Origin of the sequence: Aquimarina sp. AD1 (assembly GCF_003443695.1) — a bacterium.
Classification (GTDB): domain Bacteria; phylum Bacteroidota; class Bacteroidia; order Flavobacteriales; family Flavobacteriaceae; genus Aquimarina; species Aquimarina latercula.
The window spans coordinates 4,086,326-4,106,127 of the sequence record NZ_CP031966.1 but is presented as its reverse complement, the minus strand read 5'-3'; the positions used below and the strand labels follow the sequence as shown (position 1 = coordinate 4,106,127).

The following is a 19,802-nucleotide window of genomic DNA, read 5'->3' as shown; positions in this document are numbered from 1 at the left end:
TTCATCGCGACTTGGGGAGGTTGCGATTAATTAACAACAAAAAATCACATAACAAAAATTATCTTTTTTGTTAAAACAAAAATACTTTCTTTGCTAAATACATACAGTTAGAAATCAATTCGATTGTAGGTTTAACTGATTTCTGTAAACGATTTATACGCTTTTTCATAATAGGGCAATGTGTGAGGGTTAAAACTTAATTAAAATTTTAAAAGAGAACAATAATAAAAACTGTACTTCTTTATAGGGAATGCTAATATGCAAATTATTTTTCAAAATAACGTTTAAATGCCATTAAAATCGACAAAAAACACAAAATTTTAACATTTGTTAAGATTTTTATAGAATTTACAGGTTAAAGCAAAGGTTTAGGTAAGTAAAAACAACAGTCTTAAAGTAGGTTTATTCTTACAAATTAATTGTTTTATAACCTCTTTTACACATAACGTATTATTATTTGATTTATTATTCGTTCGTAATTATTTAATAAGCGTTTAGAATTATATAGTATCTGATTAAATCAATCCAAAATCATTTCTGGCACATTTCCTTCAATTATTAGATTCCCTTCTGTTGCATTTTGTATATCTTCTACACTAACACCCGGAGCTCGTTCTAACAATTTAAACCCCTTATCTGTCACTTCTAAAACTGCCATATTGGTCACTATTTTTTTTACACAACTTACTCCTGTTAAAGGCAACGAACATTTTTTAAGTAACTTAGAAGCTCCTGCCCTATTCGTATGCATCATTGCCACTATAATATTCTCTGCACTAGCCACTAAATCCATTGCTCCACCCATTCCTTTGACCATTTTGCCAGGGATTTTCCAATTTGCAATGTCTCCATTCTCAGCAACTTCCATAGCTCCTAAAATAGTTAAATCAACATGCTGTCCCCGTATCATATTGAAACTTGTAGCAGAATCAAAAAAAGAAGCTCCTGGCATTGTCGTAATAGTCTGTTTACCAGCATTTATAATATCTGCATCCTCTTCTCCTTCAAATGGGAATGGCCCCATTCCCAAAACTCCATTTTCACTCTGAAACTCCACTTCTATACCTTCTGGTATGTAATTAGCTACTAACGTAGGAATTCCAATTCCAAGATTTACAAAATACCCATCTTCCAACTCCTTAGCGATACGTTTTGCTATTCCATTTTTATCTAGCATAATATATTTTCTTATAATATTTATTTGAAATGTATATAATTTAATAAGGAAAAACTTATCTCTTACGCACTGTACGTTGTTCTATTCTCTTCTCATAATTATCTCCTTGGAATATTTTTTGAACAAAAATTCCTGGTATATGAACCTGATCAGGATCAAGACTTCCTGCCGGAACCAATTCCTCCACCTCGGCAACAGTAATTTTCGCAGCACCACACATACAAGGATTAAAATTCCTGGCGGTTCCCTTAAAAATAAGATTACCTGCTTCATCGCCTTTCCAAGCTTTTACAAAAGCGAAATCTGCTTCAAAAGCTTTTTCAAGTATATACATTTTACCATTAAACTCTCTGGTTTCCTTTCCCTCTGCTACTTCTGTTCCATAACCAGCAGGTGTATAGAATGCAGGAAAACCTCCTTGCGCAGCTCTACATCTTTCTGCTAATGTACCTTGCGGAATAAGTTCTACTTCTAACTCTCCACTTAACATCTGGCGTTCGAATTCTTCATTTTCTCCAACATAAGAAGAAACCATTTTTTTTATTTGTTTTTGCTGTAACAAAAGTCCTAAACCAAAATCATCAACACCGGCGTTATTAGAAATACAGGTTAATCCTTTAATATTTTTCTTTACCAATTCTGCAATAGAATTTTCAGGTATTCCACAAAGACCAAAACCTCCTAACATAAAGGTCATATTATCTTTTACTCCTTCTGTAGCTTCAACAACTCCAGCCACTGTTTTACGAATCATAGTGTTTAATTTTTAGCAGATTAAAAGTACCAAAAAAAACAGTACTAAAACGTTTGAATACTTATAGTTTTAGAAATAATTTAATTTTTTATACAGGAAATTAAAATTGGAATTCGTCTTGTACCTTATCCCTAGTTTCATAGATTTCACAATCTAACTGTACAGATAAATTTATAGGCTTTACAAATTCAGACTTAGACACTTGTAAACTTGTATCCTGATAACATTTTTGCATATACAGTGCCCATATTGGAAGTGCCATAGAGGCGCCACTTCCATAAGTTATAGATTCAAAATGTATTGATCTACTATCTCCGCCAACCCATACTCCCGTACAAAGATTAGGAACAATTCCCATAAACCATCCATCACTATTATTTTGAGTAGTTCCAGTTTTACCAGCTATTGGATTTTCAAACTTATAAGGGTGTCCTGTAATAACATTTTTATAAAGATATTGATTCGAAGTATCCGTTCTTAACGACCTACCTGATCCAGTTTCTGTAACACCTTCCATCAAATTAAGTGTTATATACGCTGATTCTTTGCTAATAACATCCTTACGTTCAGGAAAATTATCATACAACAAGGTTCCGTTTTTATCTTTGATATGAGAAACTATAAACGGTTTTATATATATTCCTTCATTTGCAAATGCACTATACGCCCCAACCATTTCGGAAAGCTTTATATTTTCTGTCCCCAACGCAATAGAAGCTACCGCATTTATTTCTGATTGAATTCCTAGTTTTCTCGTTAAATTAATCACAGTTTCCGGACCAATTCTATCCATTAATCTTGCAGAAACTGTATTAATTGATTTTGCCAACCCATTTTTGAGTGTTACTGATCCAATATAATTACCGTCTGTATTTGTTGGCGTCCAATCCTGACCAGATACCCCATGTTTTCCCACGGGTATAGTAATTTTAGCTCTTGGTACTTTATAGCAAGGAGAATACTTTAATTGATCCACTGCTGTAGCATATACAAATGGTTTAAAAGTAGAACCAACTTGTCTTGCGCCCTGATCTACGTGATCATACTTAAAATATTTATTATTAATTCCTCCAACCCAAGCTTTTACCTCTCCAGTTTGAGGATTCATCGACATTAATCCTGTGTGTAAAAACCTTTTATAATACAAAATAGAATCTCTTGGCGTCATAATAGTATCAATAACACCTTTCCAAGAAAATACTTTCATCTTGGTTTCTATATCGAAAGAAGCAAGAATTTCGTCTTCACTTTTGCCATTATCCTTCATTACTTTTCTTCTAGTCGAATTTCTAATAGCTCTATTTACAATGTCATCTTTTTGTTCTTTAGAAATCCCTCTAAAAGGAGTCGTACTATTTGTTATTTCTTGTTTATTAAACTCTTTTTGGAGATTGGTCATATGTTCTTTAACAGCTTGCTCCGCATATTTTTGCATTCTCGAATTTACGGTTACATAAATTTTAAGACCATCCTGATATATATTATGATATTCTAGCTTTCCATCTTCATTCTCGCCAATAGGATTATCTTTTATCCAATCCTCCACAAATTCTTTCACTTCTCTCCTAAAATAAGTTGCAGTACCTTCTGCATATCCTTCTGGCTTGTAATCAAGTTTTATTGACAACTTCTGTAAACTATCTTTTTGTTTATTTGTCAAATATCCATATTTGGCCATTTGGCTTAACACTATATTTCTTCTATCAATAGCATTCTCTAATCTTGTTCTTGGATTATATATGGTCGCACTTTTAAGCATACCTATTAATACGGCTGCTTCCTCTATTTTAATGTTTTTAAGTTCTTTATTAAAATAAATTCTAGAAGCAGATCCAATACCTATTGCTTGTCTAGCAAAATCATATTTATTTAGATACATTACAATAATTTCGTTCTTGGTATACTGTCGTTCTAAACGTGCCGCTATTACCCACTCTCTGATCTTTTGAGTGTACTTATCTATATTTTTTGATCTAAGACCAATGAAAAGTAACCTTGCTAATTGCTGCGTAATTGTACTTGCTCCTCCCTTACTTCCTAAAGATGCAAAAGCTCTAAATGTCCCTCTTGGATCAACACCAGAATGTTCATAAAAACGGACATCTTCCGTAGCAATTAATGCATCAACTAAATGCTTTGGTAAATCATCATACTTTATTGGAGTTCTATTTTCGTTGGGCTTAAAAATAGTTCCTAATTGAACACCATCAGAAGAAATAATCTGAGAAGCAAGATCATTTCTAGGATTCTCTAAATCCTCAAAAGTCGGCATCTCCCCTAAAACACCCCAACTAGCCAAAAGAAACAAAAAAGGGACAGTAATAACTGCTACAATAAAGCTAACCCAGAAATATTTAATATATCTCCGTTTATCCGAAAACGATATTTTTTTACTTGTAGTTATTTTAGAATAAGATTTCTCCATTTTATAACTAATGGATTTATTTACCTAAAGACCAAACTCATCTTCTATTGGATCTTCTATTTTAATGTTTTTCTTAAACTCCTTACAATCTACCTCTATTGTTAAATTTTCTGGCTTTTTAAATGCTGCTTTCGATACTTTAAGGGTTTTGTCTTCATAACACTTCCTCATATATAAAGCCCAAATTGGCAATGCCATTGTAGCTCCTTGACCATATCTTGTAGAATTAAAATGTGTAGCACGATCATCTGCACCAACCCAAACACCGGTACATAAATTAGGAACTATACCCATAAACCAACCATCACTTTGATTCTGCGTTGTACCAGTTTTACCTGCAATTGGATTTGTAAATTGATAAGGATATCCTGTTACCACATTCTTTAAATCATATCTATTGGAAGGTCCTGATCTAAGACGAGCCCCGGATCCTGACTGCGTTACCCCTTCTAATAGATTTAGTGTTACATAAGCTGCTTCTTTACTAATAACATCTCTCGTTTCTGGCTCAAATTGATATAAAGTGGTTCCATTTTTATCCTCAACACTAGTGATCATAACGGGTTTATTATAAATCCCTTCATTAGCAAACGTACCATATGCACCAACCATCTCAGACAATTTAAGGTCCACCGAACCTAATGCAATAGAAGCAACTTCTATAATCTCAGATTCAACACCAGATTTTTTAGCGAGTCTTACGATAGGTTCTGGCCCAATTCGATCCATCAAACGTGCAGAAATTGTATTTACCGATTTTGCCAAAGCCTCTTTAAGACTAAGATAACCCGTATATTTTGCGTCACTATTTTTTGGTGTCCAATCTTCCATTACACCATGCGATCCTGCAGGAATTGTAATCTGTGACATAGGTAATGTATCACAAGGAGATAATTTAAGTTGATCAATTGCCGTAGCATACACAAAAGGTTTAAAAGTAGAACCCACCTGACGTGCTCCTTGATACACATGATCATACTGGAAGTGTTTTATATCAACACCTCCGACCCAAGCTTTAACCTGCCCAGTTTGAGGTTCCATCGACATCATACCAGATCTTAGAAAACTCTTATAATACAAAATCGAATCTCTAGGAGTCATAATAGTATCGATATACCCTTTCCAGGAAAATATTTTCATCTCTGTCTTAACATCAAAAGATTTTAAAATTTCCTCCTCACTTTTATTCTGGGATAACATTTTCTTTCTCCTAGCCGAACTACGAATAGCTCTTTTTATAATTCCATTTACTTCTTGTTTAGTAAGATCTCTAAATGGTGCTGTTTTATTCTTAAGTTCTTGCTTATCAAACTCTTTTTGTAAGTTAGACATATGCTCATGAACAGCTTCTTCTGCATATTTTTGCATTCTAGAATCAATGGTTACATTAATTCGTAATCCGTCTCTGTAAATATTATAAAATTGCTGGTTTCCTTCTTCATCTTCTCCTTTTGGATTCTTTTTAACCCAGTTACCCATCCAACTTCTTACATACTCTCTAAAATAAGTAGCAATTCCATCAGAATGCCCTTCTGGAGCATAATCTAAATTTAAAGGTAATTGCTGTAAACTATCTTTTTCTTTAGTAGTTATATATTCATATTTTGCCATCTGAGACAAAACAACATCTCTCCTATTTTTCACTAACTCTGGCCTTCTTAAAGGGTTAAAGAGCGAAGAATTCTTAAGCATACCGACTAATACAGCAGCTTCTTCTTTTTTTAGCTCCTTTGGAGTTTTATTAAAATAAATTCGTGAAGCAGAACTAACTCCAATTGCTTGATTTAAGAAATCATACTTATTAAGATACATAGCCATGATCTCATCTTTAGTATACTGTCTTTCTAATCTTGCAGCAATTACCCATTCCTTAATTTTCTGGGTATACCGTTGCCAACCTTTGGATCTCGTACCTGTAAAAAGCAATTTTGCCAATTGCTGGGTAATTGTACTTGCACCACCTTTTTTACCTAGGAAGGCAAAAGCTCGAATGGTTCCTCTAGCATCAATTCCTGAATGATCATAATATCTAACATCCTCAGTCGCCACTAGTGCATCCACCAGATTAATGGATAAATCCTCGAAACTTACTGGTGTTCTATTTTCCTTAAAAAAAGTTCCTATTTGTTTTCCATCAGATGAAATAATCTGCGTTGCTAAATCATTTTGTGGATTTTCTAAATCATCAAAACCAGGCATCTCTCCAAAATACCCCCAACTTGCAAACAAGAAAATTAGGATTACTAAAAATATTCCTGAAGCAAAAGTGATCCAAAACCACTTAATATATTTAAGTACACTAATTTCTGGGGTTTTTGACTTTTTCCTAGTCGCTTTGGGTGTTGCTTTAGCCATTTTATTTAGGATTTTGTGCAAATTCGATTCTAAAACCTATATCTGTAATTCCTTCAAGAGAACTTATACCAAACGTCTCTCCATTTTTTCTCATTGCGTGTTGCAAAGTAATTTTATAAATTCCTTTTTCATTGAAATTTACATTCTCTTTATACCACAACTTACTTTCTTTTACATCGGAAAAACCAGTTCCAAGCCATTCTCCATTCGATGCTGCCATATCATATTCTAAAGTATCTGCAACTATTTTTCCATTAGGAAACTCCATCTCACTAATCAAAAAGATATTACTATATCTATAGTCATTTGTATTCCTAAGATTAATAAACAAATCATACGATTGTAATGAATCTAATACCGGTAAATCAAATGTAATTTTTTCATCTTTTTCCCAAGAACTCGATACGGTTTTATATTCATCAAAAACACGGGTGTCGTCACAAGAAGACAACACTATAAAAAGAAAAACCAAAGTTAAGAATCTAAGATTTATCATTATTCTTGCGTTGCTGTGGTTTACGTTTCCTATTATTACGTTGGTTATTTTTTTTCCTATTCGCATTTTTGCTTTCAGGAGTATTTGTATTAGTTTTTGATTTTGATTTTGATTTTGATTTTTGAGAAGTAGATTTATTCTTTTCTACTACAACCTTCTTTTTATTTCTGTTTCGGTTTTTATTTCTCCTTCTACTTCTTTTTGGTTGATCAAAACGTGTTAAACTATCTTGTCCTACAACGTTCTCAAAATCCACTTTAGTATCTTCAATTAATTCTGAAGCAAATTCTTCAAGGCTTGCAACCTTCTCTTTCTTTTTATTAGCGTCAATGATTTCATTTGCGTGATCAGCAGAGATTTTATGCCAATTCATCCATTCTCCTTCATAGGCATACCACAAATAACCTTTGAATATATCAATTTTCTGACATACTGCAGTACCCTTTTCTGTTTGTAATTTTATCTCTGTTTTAGGAAATTCATTTAAAGCATCTATATAAGCGTCTAATTCATAATTAAGACAGCACTTTAATTTACCACATTGACCAGCTAATTTTTGCGGATTTAGGGATAATTGCTGGTAACGCGCAGCACTTGTATTTACAGATCTAAAATCAGTAAGCCAAGTAGAACAACATAATTCACGTCCACAAGAACCTATACCACCCAATCGTGCAGCCTCTTGTCTAAAACCTATTTGACGCATCTCGATCCTAGTACTAAACTCTTGGGCGAATTCTTTAATTAATTGCCTAAAATCCACACGTTCCTCTGCAGTGTAATAAAAAGTACATTTAGAACCATCTCCCTGAAACTCAATATCCGAAATCTTCATTTGGAGTTTTAGACGAATTGCAATTTCTCTTGATCTTACTTGTATAGCTTGTTCTCGATCTCTAGCCTTTTGCCATATATCGATATCTTTCTGAGATGCTTTTCGATATATTTTTTTAACATCTTCACTATCGATATCTACTTTTTTCTTCTTCATTTGAATACGTACCAACTCTCCAGTAAGTGTAACAATACCTACATCATGTCCGGGAGAAGCCTCTGTAGCAACAATATCCCCAATACTCAAAGAAAGATTTTCTGTGTTCTTGAAAAAACTTTTTCTTCCGTTTTTAAAACGAACTTCTACACAATGAAAAGGTGCTACACCACCTGGCAGTGACATATTAGATAACCAATCAAAAACAGTTAACTTATTGCAACCATCTGTACCACATGTACCATTATTCTTACATCCTTTTGGTTGTCCGTCTTTCCCGGAGGAACAACTACTACACCCCATATTCTCTTGCTATATTGAAATTTGTCTATGACTAGTCATAACAAATATGATTCTTACTCAGATCAGATGCTCAATACATCCGACATCTTAATCGATAAAGATACTATGATTTCTGTTAAAACCATAGTATCTAAATCATTTTAGTATTATTGCTTATATTTCAGTACTTCTGAACGCCCTTTTTTAAAGATCTTATTGCTATTACCTTTACCCTTTCTTAAAGCTTTCTGTTCTTCATACGGTAAACTATTTATTTCTTGACATTCTGTAGAACAACAACTATCCATTTTGGATGCACATTCCTCACACTGGATGAACAATAAATGGCACGCCTCATTTTCACAATTAATGTGGGTATCACAAGGTTTTCCGCACTGATGACAATTAGAAATAACATCCTCAGAAATTCGTTCGGATCTTCGGTGATCAAACACAAAATTCTTGCCTAGATATTTATTTTCTAATCCTTTTTCTTCTACTTGTCTGGCATACTCTATAATCCCACCTTCTAACTGGAATACGTTTTTAAAACCTTTATGCTTATAATATGCACTAGCTTTCTCGCATCTAATCCCGCCAGTACAATACATTACCAATTTTTTATCTTCTTTATGATTTTTTAAATCTTCTTCAATTATATCTAAAGAATCTCTAAATGTATCTACATCTGGAGTTATTGCTCCTTTAAAATGTCCTATTTCACTTTCATAATGATTACGCATATCAACTAAGACCGTATCAGGATCTTCAATCAACTGATTAAACTTGTCTGCATCTACATGAACTCCTTTATTAGTAACATCAAAAGTTTCATCATTTAAACCATCTGCCACAATTTTTTTACGAATCTTTACTTTCAATTTTAAGAAAGATTTGATATCCTGCTCTCTTGCAATATTCAATCGAACATTTTCTAAGAAAGAGATACTATCTAAGTGTTTTTTAAAGGCTTCAAAATTTGGAGCAGGAACGGATAACTGACCATTAATTCCTTCTGTAGCGACATAGATTCTTCCTAAAACATCTAGTTCATCCCAATGTATAAAAAGGTGATTTCTAAAAATCTCAGTATTTCCGATATGTGCGTATTTATAAAAAGAGAGTGTAAGACGATCAGTACCTGCCTCATCAATAAGAGCAGCCCTCTCTTTTGCACTTAATTTGTTGTACAGTTGCATGCTATACTAATTTTTTAAGTTAAAAAGAATTTATTTTAATTTCTGCAAAAGTACAAATCATGGTTTAATATACAAGGATTGTATCGTATAGGAATAAAAAATGCCTTGAAAACCACTTCAAGGCATTTTTTGGGCTAATTCGTTATTTAATTAATTTACTTAATCTAAAACGACTAAAAATTAAATAACGAAGCTAGCCACCTTCTACTATACAATTACTAATAGAAGTAATCGTACACCCAACAAGGTTATGTCTTACGACTCTTTTAAGAAATTTCATCTACATCCTCCTTCTTCACTGTTTGTTCTAGTTTTGCTTTCTATGTAGATGCAGAAAAATAAAAAGGGTTGCGTTGGCATTCAAAAAAAATAATAAAATCTTCTTTTTCTGAATGAATAATCATTGTTAATAAATTAGTTAGATAAGTACAATTTTTAAAATGGGTATGCAAAAAACTTATAGTATTTTAGCCATTATCAATAACAAAAGAAAGTGAGCGCATGAGTACTGAAAAAGAAAAAGATGCAAAATTAAAAGCGTTAAAACTAACTTTAGACAAGCTAGACAAAGCTTACGGGAAAGGTACCGTAATGAAGATGGGAGACACTGCAGTTCAAGAAGTAGAGGTAATCTCTACAGGATCACTTGGATTGGATTTAGCTCTAGGTGTCGGAGGATATCCTAGAGGAAGAGTTATAGAAATTTTTGGCCCAGAGTCTTCTGGTAAAACAACACTTACAATTCACGCCATTGCACAAGCTCAAAAAGCTGGCGGAATAGCTGCTTTTATAGATGCTGAACACGCATTTGATCGTTTTTATGCAGAAAAATTAGGTGTTGATATAGATAACTTAATTATTTCCCAACCTGATAATGGAGAACAGGCATTAGAAATTGCTGATAATTTAATACGATCTGGAGCAATTGACATCATTGTTATTGATTCGGTGGCTGCATTAACTCCTAAAAGTGAGATTGAAGGAGAAATGGGAGATTCTAAAATGGGTCTTCATGCAAGATTAATGTCTCAAGCATTAAGAAAACTGACAAGTTCTATAAGCAAGACCAATTGTACTGTAATCTTTATCAACCAGCTTCGTGAAAAAATCGGAGTAATGTTCGGAAATCCGGAGACTACTACTGGTGGTAATGCCCTTAAGTTCTATGCTTCGGTTCGATTAGATATACGTAGATCTACCCAAATTAAGGATAGCAATAGTGCCGTACAAGGAAATAAAACTCGTGTAAAAGTCGTAAAGAATAAAGTTGCTCCACCATTTAGAACTGCTGAGTTTGATATTATGTATGGTATGGGAATTTCTAAAACTGGTGAAATTATAGACATCGGTGTTGATTATGAAATTGTTAAAAAGAGTGGTTCGTGGTTTAGTTATCAAGACACAAAACTTGGACAAGGTAGAGATGCAGTAAAAAATCTATTAAATGATAATCCAGAACTTATGGAAGAACTGGAAGAGAAAATCAAAGAAGCTATCAGTATTGTAAATGAATAAGTTACAATAGTATTCTATAAAAAAATCCCGGACATCCGGGATTTTTTTATACCTTATATCGAAGTTTCATCTAATATCAATCCTTCTAAAAATAGTATTCTCGTTAAAAAACTATCATCTAAACGCAACCATATCTATATCTAAACATCTATCTAATAGAATTTGGTATGTAAACCCCAAAATTAGTGGTATGAAAAATATAAAAATAATAGCACTATTCATTTTTACAATTTGTTTATCCAGCTGTTTGAATGATGATGATGCAGGAATCAATTTTTCTTATGAATTAGTTCCAATTGAAGAAGTAAGTATTCCCGACCAATTTGTAAGAGGAGACACCTATGAGATTACAGCATCTTACTTTAGACCTTCGGATTGTCACTCTTTTAGTGGATTTGATTATGATAGAGTTTCTAATGAGCGAACTGTATCCGTGGTAAATGTAATAGTTAATGATCGTACTTGTGAAAATCTCGAACAAACTGATTTAGTTGATGTATCCTTCAACTTTTTAGTTGGGTTTGAAGATTCATATATATTTAGATTCTGGCAAGGTAGAAATGACCAAGGAGAGAATCAATTTTTAGTTATGGAAATTCCCGTAGTGGAATAATGATTTCATAAATTCTGTTAATCAAAACAAAAACTGTTAGTGAGTTTAGACCAACTCATAAAAAAGTGTAAAAAACAAGATGCCAAGGCACAAGAACAACTGTATAGATTATACGGCAGTAAATTATTTTCTATCTGTCTAAAATATTCTAACAGCTACCCTAATGCTGAAGACACCTTGCAAGACGCTTTTATTACAATTTTTGATAAAATAGAGCAATATCGAGGTAAAGGTTCATTCGAAGGGTGGATAAAAAGAATCACCGTAAATACTGCTTTACAAAAATATCGTAAACAAAAAGTTTTTGAAATTATTGGAGAAGAACAGATAGAAGAGGTAGAAGTAGAAATCGATGAAGATACGGTTTCATTAGATTATTTATTAGAAATTATCCAGCAACTACCTGATAGATATAGATTAGTATTCAATCTATATGTATTAGATGGTTATTCTCATAAAGAGATAGCGGAGATGCTAGACATTTCTACCGGTACTTCTAAATCTAATTTAGCAAGAGCCAGAAATATTTTAAAAGAAAAAATAGAAACCAATCAAGAACATCACGTTCAATCAATTGAAGGATGAAGATGAGTGATAAAAAAAATATAGACAGATTATTTCAGGAGAAGTTCAAAGATTTTGAAGTTTCTCCTAATGATGAGGTGTGGAAAAAAATTCAAGCTCGAAAAAACAAAGATCGTAAACGAGTAATTTTTATACCATTTTGGTATCGTATTGCTGGTGTTGCAGCTATCCTAGCAGTTATTTTATCCGTGGGATCTGTATTTGTTACAGATGACTCAACAAAAGAAACTATTGTAAGTACCGAGGAAGAATTGAATGACCTAAAGCCTTTGTCTTCTGAGAAGCAAAATTTAGATTCTAAAAACTCTGATGATGCACTTGTTAATACTTCAGATAATAATGAATTTGACTTCAATGATGAAACTTCAGAAAGTAATAAAACAAACAACCAGGCCATTACTGAAAACTCTTTAACTAATGACAATAAAGAAGAAGAATCTTCAAAAAAATCAGAAGGTAAAAATACTTTTACCACTAATTCTTTTAAAAACCCTCCAGTAAATAAAAACAATACTGAAGGAATAACAAATATCAACGAAACAAAAAAGGAGATTGATAATATTAATGATGATTACCTCAGAAAAGATCAGACTATTTCAAAACAAAAAGTAACTAACACCGGTTCAATAACAGATATACAGAAAACAAATACTTCGCAGAAAAATACAGAAGAAAAACTTTCTGAATTTAAGAAAACAAATATTGAGAATACTATTGCAGATAATGCAATATCGTCAGGCAATAAAAAACAACAAGTCACTGATAATAAGGATAACACAAAATTTAAAGATTCTGAAGACTTTATAAAAAACACAGAAGAAAGTATTGCAAATAATACGGAGATCAATAAAAATAGAGAAATAGAGAAAACAGTTTCAGATGAAGTAATAGATCAAGACCTAGACAATGGCAAAAAATCAATCTTTGACGCTATAAAAGAAAAAGAAGAAAAAGAAGCAGCTGTAGCTAAAGCAGAGTCTAAAACAATCAAAAGATGGAATATAGCTCCTAATATAGCACCTGTTTACTACGATTCTTTTGGTGGTTCTTCCATAGACTCCCAATTCTCTGACAATAATAAACAAGGGGAAGTAAATCTTAGTTATGGAATACAAGTTGCATATGCCATAAATGAAAAATTAATTTTACGATCAGGTGTTAGCAAGGTTGATGTTGGCTACAATACCGAAGATGTTGGTTTTGGAATTGCCTCATTAGGAAGAGAAAATGGATTAAGCAATACCCAAAGTATAGTTGTCTCTGATTATCAAAATGGATCTGTTAGTTTAGCGCCTCCTCCAGGAGACGTTAACAGCGAAATTTTAGTGAAATCTCAGAATCCAGGATTACTTAATCATAGTATTGGATACATAGAAGTTCCTTTAGAACTTAAATATGCACTAACCAACTCTAAAGTTGGAATTCATATGATTGGTGGAGTTAGCACTCTATTTCTGGAGGATGATGAAGTATCTATTATTGCAGGTAGTTTTAGAAACGAAAATGTGAGCAGAGAGCAAACTGTCAATGATATTAGTTTTAGCGGTAATATTGGTATAGGATTTGATTATAAGTTATCTGATAAGTTTAAAATTAATATGGAGCCTATCTTCAAATATCAATTTAATGGTTTCAAAGACAGTGCAGACAATTTTAAACCATATTATTTTGGTATTTATACAGGAGTAAGTTTTAGGTTTTAAAAACAATGAAAAAGAAAATAACTAAAATGTGTTTTAGGTTATTTTAGTTGGTTAGGTTGAATTATTGCTCTAGGGAAGCAATGATGACAAAGCTGTTTCTGGGGAGAAGCAGCTTTTGTTTTTTTATAATTGATTGGATTTTAACTTATCCAAAATAACATTTCGTGCTATCATATTCAATTCTTTCTTACGTTCTTGAGTAAATCCTTCTGTCAAAATCTCTTTATGAACATAAGCTCTCATCTTACCAGGACTTCCGCTAAAGAAGGTGTAGGAAAATCTTCTTTTATTATCCAGAAAGGTTAAAGGAAGTATTGGGATTTGGTGATCGATCGCTAATCTAAAAGCTCCATCTTTAAACTCATCTAATAAAACCGACTCATCCTCAGGCACACCACCTTCTGGAAAAATACAGATACTTGTTCCATCTTGTAGTCTTGCCTGAGCACGATCAAAGACTTCTTTTCTACTTTTTTGACTACTTCTATCTACAAGAATACAAGTTCTCTTGTAGAAAAAACCGAATATTGGAATTTTCGCTAGTTCCTTTTTACCTACAAAAACAAAAGGATTCTTTACACAATATAACATTAACATGATATCTGCCATAGAAGTATGATTAGCAACAAACATATAGCTTCTTTGCGGATCTATTTTTGTTTCATTTTTTACTCTCGGTATAAACCCACTACCATACAAAACTATTTTAGCCCAAAACCTAGCCACAACAAAAAACTGTGCGTACCATTGTTCTCTTGAAGTTAGTATTAAAAGAATAGGAAACAGAATAATGATAGGAATTCCCATCATTATATAAAACCAAATACGCCAAAGAAGAATTAATATATTCCTAAGGACAACCATAAGCGCAAAAATACACAATTGGTTTGAGGTATCTGAACAAAAAAATTACCTTTGCCGGAAACTAAAAATTACTATGGCAAGAATTTTAACCGGAGTCCAGAGTACAGGAACACCTCATTTAGGAAACTTATTAGGAGCTATCATTCCTGCAATTCAAATGGCTAATCAGCCGGAGAATGATTCTTTCTTATTTATTGCAGATATGCATTCTCTTACTCAGATTAAAGATGCTAAAACACTAAGAGAGAACACCTACTCTACTGCTGCTACCTGGTTAGCATTTGGTTTAGATATAGAAAAAACGGTGTTTTATCGCCAGAGTGATATACCACAAGTAACAGAACTATCTTGGTACCTAAGTTGTTTCTTCCCATACCAGAGATTGACCTTAGCTCATTCTTTTAAAGACAAAGCAGATCGATTAGAAGATGTTAACGCAGGTTTGTTTACTTATCCTATGTTAATGGCAGCTGATATATTATTATATGATGCAGATATTGTACCTGTTGGAAAAGATCAGGAACAACATATAGAAATGACTCGTAATGTAGCAGAACGCATGCACAATCAGGTTGGAGAACTTTTTGTACTACCAAAGGCGCAATTTCAAAAAGAAACTATGTATGTACCAGGAACAGATGGTGCAAAAATGAGTAAATCAAAAGGTAATACAATCAATTTGTTTTTACCTGATAAAAAATTACGAAAAGATGTCATGTCTATTAAGACCGATAGCACACCTTTAGAAGAACCTAAAGACCCTGATACTTGTAATGTATTTGCAATATATCAACTAATAGCCACTAAAGAACAGCTATCAGAAATGCGTGCTAATTATTTAGGTGGTAATTATGGATATGGTCATGCGAAACAAGCTTTATATGAACTATTAATTGACAAATTCTCTGAAGAACGTAAACGCTACACATACTATATGGAAAACCTAGCGGAAGTAGATAAAGCTTTAGCCATTGGTGCTAAAAAAGCTTCAGAAGTTGCCAATAAAGTACTTTCTAGAGTGCGTGAAAAAGTTGGATATTAAATATCTTTGATTCATTTAGAATTAATAATTTCTAAAACAAAACTTAAAAAATGCAATCTCTTTATAAGTAGATTGCATTTTCTTTTTATAGTTATTCTTTAGAATCTCTTATATATATCTTAATTAAGCTTTCATTTTTTCTTAATACTAGAAAGAATTTGTGTATGATTAGTTACAGGTTAAAGAACTAACTTAGTAAATAATCCTTTGCCAAAACAATTAGCTATCGCAAAATATTAGGCAACTTTTTCCTCGTTTTTTTCGTAAGTTCAAGTTCAGGATATTTATTACCTAACTCCAATAAATCAGAGTGTTCATCTAATAAATACAAGTCAAAAAATTGTAATACTATTTTTGTAGTTACCTCATATGTTTTCCTTGGATTTATTGTTCCTGCTTCATTTATAAATTGTAAATTAATCATTAACGGAATATCCATAAAACTAGAATGTCCAGAATTCTTGATTTTAGCATTGTAAAAATCAGAAGAACTTCCATTATGATACGCCTGTATGTTTAAATTTGGGTGTGAATCATCCCATTCAGACGAAATTAAAGCAAATGGTTTGGTCATTATTGTATCTATCATTTTTCCCCATTGCATACCATCCACGTTAATTCCTGCTTTTATTCTGTCATTATCAAGTAATGCTTGACCTGCAGCTGCGCCTCCTTGAGAATGCCCAAATACGCCAATTTTCGTTGTATCAAGATGGTGTGCTAAAAAAGAAGATGTGTTCCATTTTTTTAATTCATCTATAACCAAAGAAATATCGTTACTATATCGCTCAGTTAGTTCAGCGCCGTAATAATTTAAAATAAGATTGTGAACAGTACTAAATTGTTCTTCTGGTGTTGTTGCCTTATTATAGTTTTGCATGGCATTCCAAGCCATTTCAGCCATTTCTTGATTATTCTGTTTTCTGTCGTATTCAGAATTAAAAAGCTTTATTTCTCCATCAGGAAAAAGTGTTCCTGTACTTTCATATGTATGATTTATATTTAAAACAATGTACCCGTGACTTACAATTTCTTCTATCAAAGCATAGTAGCCCGAAGCTTGAGAATAGCTCCCATGAGAAAAAATTAATACAGGGAATTTACCTGTAGCTACAGATGGCTTAATATATGTATGCGTTTTGACAATATCTAAATAATTAAATATGGTTTTAGGCAACCCATGTTTTACTGCAAAGCTCACTCTGTCCCCGTCATTAAGATAAGGTTCTGCTTTCTCATTATCTAGGATTGCAGGATACCATGCCTTTATCATCAATTCTCTTTTATCTCCTATATCAGAAGTCATTATTTCATCTTGGGTTGATTTTAAGTGAATATATTGAGAGCCAATATTGTATTTTCCAGTAGGTTTTGGCAAGTTAAAAACAGGTAGAATATAGGGTAACACCCAACTAAATAACAATAGTAAAATTAATACTATTCCTCTTATAGTTTTTCTAATCCAACCTCCATTAAAAAATGGATATTCTTTATACAAACACCAACCTAAAATTAGAACTAATAAGTAAGTAGGAATCATTTGCCATCGGTATCCTTCAAAAACAAAATGTAAAACAGTGATGCCTCCAATAATCAACAAGGGGATTTTTTTGTTTAATCGATAGCCTTTTGTTGAAATGTAAAAAGGAAAAATTGTGCTAATGGTAAGTAGAATGATTTCTAGAATTCTCATAAAAAAAATTAAAAGATTATTTCGCAAGATTCTTAATTTAATCTATTAGTAAAGTTAAAATAGACAGACTACTCTTTTAGGGAACCTTTCTACAGAATTAACCATTTCTAAGGCATCCTATTTGTTTAAAAAACAAAAATTAAACTAAAATATTAGTTCAAACTAATATTTTAGTTTATATTAGCAACCTCAAACTAAATTCTTAGTTTGGATCTATAAAAAATAGACAAATGAAACAATTAACAAAAGCTGAAGAAGATATTATGAAAATTCTATGGAATCTGAATGAAGGGAGTGTTCTATCCATACTCGATGAATTACCAGAACCCAAACCAGCTTACAATACTGTTTCTACAATCGTTAGAATACTAGAAGATAAGGGTTTTGTAAACTATCGTAAAGAAGGACGAATTCATATCTACATTCCACTAGTTAAAAAGACAGAATATAGTAACCAAAGTATTAACAAGTTAATCGATGGTTATTTTCAAGGTTCTTTTAAAAGTATGGTATCATTTTTCATGAAAAAAAATGATATCAGTATCGCAGAAATGGAAGAAGCTATGAGAGAAATTAATAAAGAAGAATAATATGATACACTATATATTACAGATCATAGGATTTCAATTACTTTTTTTAATCACTTATGATTTATTCTTAAAAAAGGAAACATTTTTCAATTGGAATCGTGGTTATCTTTTGATAACTCCTATTCTTAGTTTTTTACTTCCACTAATTCAATTAGATGTGATAAGACAACTTATACCTACATCTTATAACATAAAGTTACCGGAGATACTTACTACTGATTCTCCTATGCAGGTTCATCTGCTACCAGAAGTAGTAATCGGATCAGAGAATCAACTGTCCAACTATTTTTCCTTAATACCAATTATTGGATATTTATGGTATATAGGAATTACAATTAGCGTATTTCTATTTCTTTTCAAAGTATATAAAATATCTAAACTAAAGCGTTCCGGAAACAAAGTACATACTAAAAATATCACTCTAGTTTCATTACCAAATACTGATACTGCATTTTCATTTTTCAATACAATATACATCGGTAATGATCTTTCTGAAGTTAAAAAAAGTAATGTCATTATACATGAAAAAATACATGTAAGAGAATATCATTCTCTTGATTTAATTTTCTTCGAGATATTACGAATTATACTCTGGTTCAATCCATTGGTATATATCTACCAGAATAGAATAGCTACACTTCAGGAATACATTGCCGATTCTGAAGCAATAGCAGAAACCAATAAAAAAGACTATTACCAAGACCTATTATCTCAGGTTTTTCAAACAGAAAAAATTTCATTTATAAATACATTTTTCAATCATTCTTTAATCAAAAAAAGACTTGTTATGTTACAAAAATCAAAATCAAAAAAAGTTTATCTATTAAAGTACTTACTTCTTATTCCGATCATCAGTTCAATGCTTATCTATAGTTCTTGTTCGGAAGATTCACGTACAATAGAAAGTAAAGAAGTACCATTAACAACCCTTACACAAAGAGCCGAGTCCTTGTTAAGTAAAATAAACAGTGAAGGTACTTACTCCGAAGAAAGTAAAGAACTGTTTTCTATTCTTATGCAAGACATTGGAAATATCTCGGATGATCAATTAAAATCTGAAAAGATGGAAGTTTTTCAAAACTTAATCCAGACTATTACGAAATTAACCCCAGAGATTACTCAAAAAGAAGAAATAGAAGGCGTACCATTTATAAAAGCCGATGTTGTTCCTATTCATCCTGATTGTACTCACTTAACCGGAGAAGATGCTAAAAAGTGCTTTTCGCAGAAAATATCACAACATATTGGTAAAGAGTTTGACACTAAAATTGGTAATGATATTGGGCTTAATGGAAGATTAAGAATATATGCTAGATTTAAAATAAATAAAAACGGAGAGATTGAAGACATTCAGGCTAGAGGTCCACACAAGAAATTAGAAGAAGAAACTCTTCGCGTCATAAATACATTACCTAAAATGACACCTGGAATGAAAGATGGAAAAGCGGTAAGCGTTCTATACTCTTTACCAATAGTTTTTGAGATAAAAGAATAAAATAAATTCTTAGAATAGGCAAT

Annotated in this window: 16 protein-coding genes; 7 read left to right on the top strand and 9 right to left on the bottom strand. The window is 32.2% G+C overall.

Translation table 11 applies throughout. From position 1 onward, the window contains the following. Positions 1-520 precede the first annotated feature (520 nt). The 7 genes from D1815_RS17720 to D1815_RS17690 form a co-directional block, all read right to left on the bottom strand. On the bottom strand, positions 521-1,177 hold the full coding sequence (locus D1815_RS17720) for a CoA transferase subunit B (RefSeq protein WP_118388617.1): 657 nt from the start codon (positions 1,175-1,177) through the stop codon (positions 521-523). Between the two features lie 55 nt (positions 1,178-1,232). Further along, positions 1,233-1,931 carry a CoA transferase subunit A gene (locus D1815_RS17715; protein ID WP_118388615.1) on the bottom strand — a complete coding sequence of 233 codons (699 nt, stop codon included), beginning with the start codon at positions 1,929-1,931 and terminating at the stop codon, positions 1,233-1,235. Positions 1,932-2,031: 100 nt separating this feature from the next. Beyond that, a complete protein-coding gene (locus D1815_RS17710; protein WP_118388613.1) occupies positions 2,032-4,356 on the bottom strand; it encodes a transglycosylase domain-containing protein in 2,325 nt (774 codons plus the stop codon). A 24-nt stretch (positions 4,357-4,380) separates the two neighbouring features. After that, positions 4,381-6,711 carry a penicillin-binding protein 1A gene (locus D1815_RS17705; RefSeq protein ID WP_027394303.1) on the bottom strand — a complete coding sequence of 777 codons (2,331 nt, stop codon included), beginning with the start codon at positions 6,709-6,711 and terminating at the stop codon, positions 4,381-4,383. A gap of 1 nt (position 6,712) precedes the next feature. Further along, positions 6,713-7,207 carry a gliding motility lipoprotein GldH gene (locus D1815_RS17700; protein ID WP_118388610.1) on the bottom strand — a complete coding sequence of 165 codons (495 nt, stop codon included), beginning with the start codon at positions 7,205-7,207 and terminating at the stop codon, positions 6,713-6,715. After that, the gene (locus D1815_RS17695; RefSeq protein ID WP_118388608.1) at positions 7,194-8,501 is read right to left on the bottom strand and encodes a regulatory iron-sulfur-containing complex subunit RicT; all 1,308 of its coding nucleotides are present in this window, start codon (positions 8,499-8,501) and stop codon (positions 7,194-7,196) included. The genes D1815_RS17700 and D1815_RS17695 overlap by 14 nt, the downstream gene beginning before the upstream one ends. Before the next feature lie 146 nt (positions 8,502-8,647). Then, the gene (locus D1815_RS17690) at positions 8,648-9,679 is read right to left on the bottom strand and encodes a rhodanese-related sulfurtransferase (protein ID WP_118388606.1); all 1,032 of its coding nucleotides are present in this window, start codon (positions 9,677-9,679) and stop codon (positions 8,648-8,650) included. 501 nt (positions 9,680-10,180) lie between these two features. Here D1815_RS17690 and recA point away from each other — a divergent pair. The 4 genes from recA (at position 10,181) to D1815_RS17670 (ending at position 14,095) form a co-directional block, all read left to right on the top strand. Continuing rightward, positions 10,181-11,194 (top strand): recombinase RecA, encoded by a 1,014-nt coding sequence (gene recA, locus D1815_RS17685; protein ID WP_091406197.1) that lies wholly within the window; start codon positions 10,181-10,183, stop codon positions 11,192-11,194. Positions 11,195-11,384: 190 nt separating this feature from the next. Next, on the top strand, positions 11,385-11,807 hold the full coding sequence (locus tag D1815_RS17680; protein ID WP_027394308.1) for a hypothetical protein: 423 nt from the start codon (positions 11,385-11,387) through the stop codon (positions 11,805-11,807). Positions 11,808-11,846: 39 nt separating this feature from the next. Continuing rightward, positions 11,847-12,392: an RNA polymerase sigma factor gene (locus D1815_RS17675; protein ID WP_027394309.1), complete on the top strand. Its 546-nt coding sequence runs from the start codon at positions 11,847-11,849 to the stop codon at positions 12,390-12,392. 2 nt (positions 12,393-12,394) lie between these two features. Next, positions 12,395-14,095, top strand: a complete 1,701-nt coding sequence (locus tag D1815_RS17670) for a hypothetical protein (RefSeq protein WP_147404027.1) — start codon at positions 12,395-12,397, stop codon at positions 14,093-14,095. 123 nt (positions 14,096-14,218) lie between these two features. Here D1815_RS17670 and D1815_RS17665 read toward each other — a convergent pair whose 3' ends face one another. Next, entirely contained in the window at positions 14,219-14,959 is a 741-nt protein-coding gene (locus D1815_RS17665; RefSeq protein WP_118388602.1) for a 1-acyl-sn-glycerol-3-phosphate acyltransferase, read from the bottom strand. A gap of 73 nt (positions 14,960-15,032) precedes the next feature. Here D1815_RS17665 and trpS point away from each other — a divergent pair, with 73 nt between their 5' ends. Next, positions 15,033-16,001 (top strand): tryptophan--tRNA ligase, encoded by a 969-nt coding sequence (gene trpS / locus D1815_RS17660; RefSeq protein ID WP_027394312.1) that lies wholly within the window; start codon positions 15,033-15,035, stop codon positions 15,999-16,001. A 223-nt stretch (positions 16,002-16,224) separates the two neighbouring features. Here trpS and D1815_RS17655 read toward each other — a convergent pair whose 3' ends face one another. Continuing rightward, a complete protein-coding gene (locus tag D1815_RS17655) occupies positions 16,225-17,694 on the bottom strand; it encodes a hypothetical protein (RefSeq protein WP_027394313.1) in 1,470 nt (489 codons plus the stop codon). Positions 17,695-17,924: 230 nt separating this feature from the next. Between D1815_RS17655 and D1815_RS17650 the strand changes: the two genes are divergently transcribed. Both D1815_RS17650 and D1815_RS17645 read left to right on the top strand, forming a co-directional pair. Next, positions 17,925-18,284 (top strand): BlaI/MecI/CopY family transcriptional regulator, encoded by a 360-nt coding sequence (locus tag D1815_RS17650; protein ID WP_118388600.1) that lies wholly within the window; start codon positions 17,925-17,927, stop codon positions 18,282-18,284. 1 nt (position 18,285) lies between these two features. After that, the gene (locus tag D1815_RS17645) at positions 18,286-19,779 is read left to right on the top strand and encodes a M56 family metallopeptidase (protein ID WP_118388598.1); all 1,494 of its coding nucleotides are present in this window, start codon (positions 18,286-18,288) and stop codon (positions 19,777-19,779) included. The last annotated feature ends 23 nt before the right edge of the window (positions 19,780-19,802 follow it).